This window comes from Kitasatospora sp. NPDC059088, assembly GCF_042738155.1.
Taxonomy (GTDB): domain Bacteria; phylum Actinomycetota; class Actinomycetes; order Streptomycetales; family Streptomycetaceae; genus Kitasatospora.
This window is the reverse complement of record NZ_JBHYGR010000292.1, coordinates 1-1934: the sequence shown is the minus strand read 5'-3', so window position 1 is coordinate 1934 and position 1934 is coordinate 1. Positions and strand designations below refer to the sequence as shown.

The 1934-nt window shown below is 75.4% G+C and carries 2 protein-coding genes; one reads left to right on the top strand and one right to left on the bottom strand.

Features of this window, described 5'->3' with window-relative positions:
• Positions 1–85: 85 nt before the first annotated feature.
• Positions 86–1018: a pentapeptide repeat-containing protein gene (locus ACFWXO_RS45415; RefSeq protein ID WP_380533140.1), complete on the bottom strand. Its 933-nt coding sequence runs from the start codon at positions 1016–1018 to the stop codon at positions 86–88.
• Between the two features lie 158 nt (positions 1019–1176).
• Between ACFWXO_RS45415 and ACFWXO_RS45410 the strand changes: the two genes are divergently transcribed.
• On the top strand, positions 1177–1848 hold the full coding sequence (locus tag ACFWXO_RS45410; protein WP_380533137.1) for a GNAT family N-acetyltransferase: 672 nt from the start codon (positions 1177–1179) through the stop codon (positions 1846–1848).
• Positions 1849–1934 lie beyond the last annotated feature (86 nt).

Genomic DNA, 1934 nt, shown 5'->3' with positions numbered 1-1934 from the left:
CGTCCAGTACGAGGCCGACTCGGGCGCACGCCCAGCCGGGCGCCCAACGCCGCGCGCTGATCTGCCAAGATCCGCCGGACAGGCCCTAGCGGCGGCGCGGCCTGCCGGAGCGGGTGCCGTTCTGGGGGCGGGGGCCGCTGCGGGGCTTGCGGTGGCCGGGGGTCGCGCCCGTCGGGGCGGTGGCGGGCCAGTGGGTGGGGCGGGTGAGGGCGGCCGGGAGGCGGGTGGTGGCGTCGCCGCGGGCGGCGTTGAGCTGGGCCTGGGTGAGGAAGAGGGCGGTGCTGAGGTCGGCGCCGGCGAGGTCGGCGTCGCGGAGGTCGGCGCCGATGAGGTCGGCGAGGCGCAGGTCGGCGCCGGAGAGGTCGGCGGCGACCAGGAGGGCGCCGCGCAGGTTGGCGCCCTGGAGGTCGGCGCCGCGCAGGCGGGCACCGAAGAGGTCGGCGCCGCGGTGCTCACGGCGGCGGGGGACGGCGGCGCGGACGAGTTCGCCGGCCCGCAGCAGGAGCTCGCTGATCCGGCCGCGGTGGGCCGCGACGTCGACGGCGAGGAGTTCCTCGGGGGTGCCGGAGGCGAGGCGGTCGGTCTCCTCCAGGGCCTGCCGCAGTTCGGCGTGGACGGGCCGGGCGGGGGCGAAGGTGAGCGCCTCGGTGAGGTACCAGAGCAGTTCGTGGAGCTGCCGGACGATCGGGAAGACGTCGAACATCGGCTTGGCGGTGGCGGGTTCCTCCCGCCAGCTGACCCCGCCGAAGGTGACCTGGGAGACCCGCTGGCCGGCGCCGAAGCAGTCGTAGACGGTGCAGCCCTGGAAGCCGCTGTCGCGGAGGCGGGCGTGGATCCCGCAGCTGAAGTCCGTCTGCAGGTTGCGGCAGGGGGTACCGGCGGCCTTGTTCACCGCGAAGTCGGCGGTGGCCGCGAAGGGCAGGGCGACGCAGCACAGTCCGAAGCAGCTGCCGCAGTCGGAGCGGAGCGGGGTCGGCGCGGCCGCCGTGGGGTCCTGCGGCGGCTCGGTCTCGCTCACGTCCGGGGTCCTTCCAGCTGCTGGGCGCCGGCGGGAGCCGGCACGTCGAACCCGTCAAGATTACTGGGCAGGCCGCCCTCCGCTTGAGTAAGGTATGCAGGCAAGCAGAGACCATTACATGCGGGGGGATCCGAACGATGCCGCACACGATGCCGCACATGACGCCGGAGTCGACCGTCACCGAGCTGGTCCGGATGTGGATCAGCGGCTGGACCGTCTCCCGGGGCGCCGCCGACCCGGTGGAGCGGCCCTGGGGCTGGAGCATCGACGTCGGTGCGCCGGACCGGGAGGTGGGGCGGTACGTGCTGCCCGAGCCGACCGAGCAGGCCGTCCGCGCGCTCGCCGGGGCGACCACCGCGCCGACCACCTGGCTCAAGCTGTTCGCCGAGGACGGGACGGTACGGCCCTGGCTGGGCCCGCAGTGGCGGCTGGACCAGCCCGGCTTCCTGATGACCACCGCGCTCACCCCCGAGCGGGCGCAGCCGCCGACCGGCTACACCCTGACCACCTGGACCAGGGGCGGCGTGCTGCGCGCCCTGGTGCGCAGCACGGACGGGCACCTCGCCGCCCGCGGCCAGGTGGGCCTGGCCGGCCCGGTCGCCGTACCGGACCAGATCGGCACCGCCCCCGAGCACCGCCGCCGGGGCCTGGGCTCGGTGGTGATGCGGGCCCTGCTGTCCGGCGCGTACGAGGCGGGCGCCCGCACCGGCGTCCTGGTCGGCACGGCGGACGGCCAGGGGCTCTACCGGGCCCTCGGCTGGACCACCCGCGCCCCGATGGCGAGCCTGGTCCTGGAGGCGGAGAAGCCCGAGCGGAGCTGGGTGGACTAGGTTCTGTCCGGCGGATCATGGTCGGAGCCAGAGGCGGATCGCTGCGACGGTGACCGTGCCATGGAAGACGTAGGCCCGCTTGTCGT

Coding starts and splice junctions, on each gene's coding strand:
- ACFWXO_RS45410 (WP_380533137.1), top strand. CDS start 1,177: ATGACGCCGGAGTCGACCGTCACCGAGCTGGTCCGGATGTGGATCAGC.